The sequence below is a fragment of the Flavobacterium sp. genome, assembly GCF_028712645.1.
Lineage (GTDB): Bacteria > Bacteroidota > Bacteroidia > Flavobacteriales > Flavobacteriaceae > Flavobacterium.
This window is the reverse complement of sequence record NZ_JAQTPQ010000285.1, coordinates 1-4,217: the sequence shown is the minus strand read 5'-3', so window position 1 is coordinate 4,217 and position 4,217 is coordinate 1. Positions and strand designations below refer to the sequence as shown.

Annotated in this window: 6 protein-coding genes and 1 pseudogene; 1 reads left to right on the top strand and 6 read right to left on the bottom strand. The window is 33.2% G+C overall.

What is annotated here, in order from left to right:
* The 3 genes from PHC28_RS16315 to PHC28_RS16305 form a co-directional block, all read right to left on the bottom strand.
* Positions 1-418 (bottom strand): SprT-like domain-containing protein (locus PHC28_RS16315; protein WP_300103161.1); only part of this gene is annotated, 418 nt, incomplete at its 3' end.
* 18 nt (positions 419-436) lie between these two features.
* Complete coding sequence (locus PHC28_RS16310) at positions 437-817, bottom strand: DUF167 family protein (RefSeq protein ID WP_300103159.1); 381 nt, start codon at positions 815-817, stop codon at positions 437-439.
* A 36-nt stretch (positions 818-853) separates the two neighbouring features.
* Complete coding sequence (locus PHC28_RS16305; RefSeq protein ID WP_300103158.1) at positions 854-1,531, bottom strand: SDR family oxidoreductase; 678 nt, start codon at positions 1,529-1,531, stop codon at positions 854-856.
* Positions 1,532-1,621: 90 nt separating this feature from the next.
* Here PHC28_RS16305 and PHC28_RS16300 point away from each other — a divergent pair, with 90 nt between their 5' ends.
* On the top strand, positions 1,622-2,200 hold the full coding sequence (locus PHC28_RS16300; RefSeq protein WP_300103156.1) for a GNAT family acetyltransferase: 579 nt from the start codon (positions 1,622-1,624) through the stop codon (positions 2,198-2,200).
* Here the strand turns inward: PHC28_RS16300 and PHC28_RS16295 are convergent.
* The 3 genes and pseudogenes from PHC28_RS16295 to PHC28_RS16285 all read right to left on the bottom strand — a co-directional run.
* On the bottom strand, positions 2,197-2,847 hold the full coding sequence (locus PHC28_RS16295) for a LysE family transporter (protein ID WP_300103154.1): 651 nt from the start codon (positions 2,845-2,847) through the stop codon (positions 2,197-2,199). The two genes, PHC28_RS16300 and PHC28_RS16295, sit on opposite strands and share 4 nt — an antisense overlap.
* 3 nt (positions 2,848-2,850) lie before the next feature.
* Positions 2,851-3,885 carry a D-alanine--D-alanine ligase gene (locus tag PHC28_RS16290; RefSeq protein WP_300103151.1) on the bottom strand — a complete coding sequence of 345 codons (1,035 nt, stop codon included), beginning with the start codon at positions 3,883-3,885 and terminating at the stop codon, positions 2,851-2,853.
* 11 nt (positions 3,886-3,896) lie between these two features.
* A pseudogene (locus tag PHC28_RS16285) lies at positions 3,897-4,217 on the bottom strand (hypothetical protein); the annotation flags it as partial.

Here is a 4,217-nt window from a genome sequence, read left to right as displayed (position 1 = left end):
CAAACTGTTTCAATGCCAATGATAAAGTAGCATCAGTGTCGCTGCTTGCGGTAGGGTTTTTGAAATGTCTCGCCAATAAGGGCAATAAATGACTGGGAAAAATCTCCGGACGAATAAATGGAATCATCAACCGCTGAAAGGAATATTTCCACTCATTTCCGTGAGGTTTGATTTTGTGTCCAAATTTTTCAAAAGCAACCAAATGTGAAATTTCGTGAACCAGCGTAATCAAAAACTTATATTTATTCAAATTAGCATTGACCGTGATTTCGTGCTTGCCACTCAGTCCTTTTCGATAATCACCGTGTCGAGTCACACGTTCATTCACGATTTTGAGATGAACTTGATTAACCACAATCATTTCGAAAACTGGTTTCACGGCGTGTTCTGGGAGATATTTTGAAAGTGTTTCTGACAATTACTTCTAAGTTAGCAGTTATAAATTAGGTTTGTTTTCTATTTCTCGAGAAACTTCTGATGGCAAATCAATTATATTTTTAATCCGTAATTGTTTATTGACATTAAATCTTCCAAAAACTACTTCAATATCTTTAGTGGAAACTTGAAACTCTTTAGCCAAAAAACGCACCATGTGGTCGGTTGCCTTTCCTGCACGAGGCGATTCCGTTACACTGACTTTGAGTTGGTTTCCTTTAACTTTGCCTATGGCATCTCGTTTAGCGGCTGGAGTTCCCAATATATTAAGCACCAATATGTCCCCGTCCCAAGCATAAAACGAATTCATTTTCTTTGGGTTTATTTCAGGCTCTTGTGTGGGTTCTAGTATAATTTCTTGTTTCTTCTTTTTTCTTGCCATTGTTTTTATAATATTAAACTAACAATTCCCAATCATTTATGGATTTGTAGAAGAAACTTGCAGCACTTTTCCGTTGTAATATTTATTCCCGGTCAAGGCAAAGTTAAAAATATAATCGGCCATTTCCTTTGCCGAAATAGGTGCTTCGTAACCCGGGAATGCTTCTTGCAACATCTCAGTTTGAACAGCTCCAAGTGCCAAAACATTAAACGAAATCCCACGTTCTTTATATTCTTCAGCCAATAATTCCGACAAGGTAATTACCGCTCCTTTACTGGAACTATAAGCTGCCAATCCAGCAAATTTAAGACTTCCTTGTATTCCTCCCATAGAACTTATGGTAACCACATGACTTCCTTTTTGAAAATAAGGCAAACAAACTCTAGTTAAATTGGCAACACCAAAAACGTTCACTTTGTATACTTTTTCGAAATCAGATTGGGTGAGTTCTGAAAAGGTCTTATTGACTAAACAACCTGCATTATGAACAATTATATCCACGTTTTTCCAAGAATGTGTCAAGAAATTTTCAACCTTTTGCATTTCGGTTTCATCGGATAAATCAACCGAAAGGCAAGTAATATTTTTATTTTCGATAAGTGCTTGAGGCATTTTTCTGGAAATGGCTAATACACTATGTCCCGCTTTGGCAAACTGCAAAGCGAGTTCGTAGCCAATTCCTCTTGAAGTCCCTGTGATAATTACATTTTTCATAATGCGAAAATAAGCAAATTTTAAATATAAATTTTCACTAAGATTGTTTCGTTATTTTTCTATTTTTGAAAGATATTAAATTCAATTTCAATGCCAGAAAACATACAATTAGAAGTAGCTAAATTAAGTGATATAAATGGAGTTTTAGATTTGCAAAAACTATATCTGGTTTCAAATTTAACTGAAGAAGAAAAGAAATCCGGATTTGTAACTACACCTTTTTCCGTCGAACAATTGACTTATGTTATCAATAACGAAGGTTTGTTTATTGCCAAAGATAATGGTAAAATAATCGCATATATTTTTGCCGAAAGCTGGGATTTCTTCAGTCAATATCCTATTTTCGAACATATGATTAGTTTGTTTCCAAAGCTTAATTTTTTAGATTTTGAAATTAATTCAACCTCTAGTTTTCAGTATGGCCCTATTTGTATCGACAAAAAATACAGAGGGAAAGGATTGATTAATTTGCTCTTCGAATTTATGCGAATTCACGTTGTGAAAAAATATCCGTTGAGTTTAACTTTTATCAATAAAACCAATATTCCTTCTTATAAAGCTCACACCGAAAAACTCAACTGGACCGTTATTGGCGATTTTGAATTCAATACTAACAACTATTTTATTTTGGCTTACGATATGAATGAGTCCACATTGCCAAATGGCTAGTCCTTTTTCGAGCTAAAATATTTTTCATAAACTTTATACATTTGAAATACAGCTAAAACCACAAAAAACAGCGGAATTATTACTGGCATCACATATTCTGTGAAGCTCCCTATGCTTTTTGAAATAGAGTGTAAAGAAAGAATCAAAGCTATCATTCCCAGAAATGTCCCAATTAATGTTCCAACGATATAAAAATATTTGAGTTTTCGTTCGACAGAAATATAGTTGGAATTTATCAAATAAAGATTCCAACCTGTCCAAAAAGGAACTTGAAGGAAGTTCAATAAATTCAAGAAAATACCAATCAAAAAAGGTGAATACATCACGTATTTTTCTAAATAATCGTGATTTTTTGCAGACTGATTTGAATGAGAATAGAACGAATATGCCAAAATCAACAGGAAAAAAATAGCAAAAATCTCGATGGCTTTCATCAATTTTTTATTATTTACCAATGAATTTGCAAAAATCAAAGTAAAATAAATCACGAAAACCTCAACAGAAATAATCCCAAGCAAGAAAAAAAACAAACTATTCATTCCGAATTTTGAGTAAATTTCGAAACCAACAATATTCAAATATCCCAGTGGAATCGAGCCAACGAAACTTACCAAAAAACCAACCAATATGTTTTTTAAAGCTTTCAATGACTAAAAATTAACAATTTTATTACTTTGTTCTAAATGCAAACGATATTCTTTCATTCCTTCTTTGTGTTCCAAATAGGGAGTTCCGTTTTTGTGATTCATAACACTAATTTCATACATATAAGTGATGTGTCGTGCGAGTTCCTTCCAAGCAAAAAACAACGAATGTGTTGGGTCATAAATATGTGTCGGCTCACTGGCAGCACCATTTAGTTCCACAATCGAAAAGTTTTCTCCATTCTCCAATTCTTCCCAAGTGTTGTACATAACATCTAATCTTCCAAAATAAAATTCTGGAATTTGAAGACAAATTTCGTTAATGGTTTCGGTCAATTTTGGACTAATCCAATGGCTTCCATCAATGAATTTTGCGCCACGAGCGTGGTTTCCATAAGGAACTAAATTTAGTTTTTCTCCCATTGGCAAAACGTCCAATAATTTCTCTCCATATTCTAATTGCAAAGTTCTCAACTGCAATTCGTAACGTGGATTTTTCTTGATTAATTCTTCGGTAGTTGAAATTCCATCACCAGTAATAATCAGGAATTCTTTTGAAACTATTCCGGTAATTTTACCTGTTTTTTCATTTGGATAACGCACATAAAAAATGCCAACTTCGTTTTCGAAAGGAATTAAATCTTGCACCACATAATCAAAATTAGCTTTGCTATTATAAGCTTGCAATTCCAATGAATCGTGAATTTTTTTGACAGCGGAACCTCGTAATCCAATGTCAGGCTTGGCTATAAACGGATATTTTATTTCAGAATCTTCAATTATTTTTAGAATTTTATCTAATGAAGTTCCTTCAACTATCAACTCGGTCTTTGGATAATATTGTTGTGGAATCAAGTTGTAGATTGCCTTTTTAGATTCCATAATAAAGCCACCGTTTTTTATCAATGGATTACAAGCATTAAAAAAGAAAATTGATTTTGCCTTGATAGAATAAAGTCCCCACAGGAAATAAATGGGAATGTAAACAATAAGAAAAGGCCAATATTCCCAATGGGTAAGCTTGTGGATGAAAAGTTTCAAATTAGAGTGACTTAAATTATTATAAAAGAAGTTTCGAAATCTTTGTCTGCAATTAAATCATAATGCAAGATAGCAACTTTATTTTTTTCGGTGACGGATTGTGTAATACTCAAGGTTTTCAATTCATCGTTTCGATTGATAACCAAACCATTTTCCTGATTTTCTTCTTCAGTGTAGCGATGAAAATGAAGCATTTCAGTTTCTGAAATTTCAGTTTTTGAATCCAAAAAAGTATAAAACCAATCAGAGCGATTTTCCCGAATTGACTTTGGATATAAAGTAGATGACGACCAAACGTGACTTTTATTGATGTCCAATTGAGTAGTTTCTTT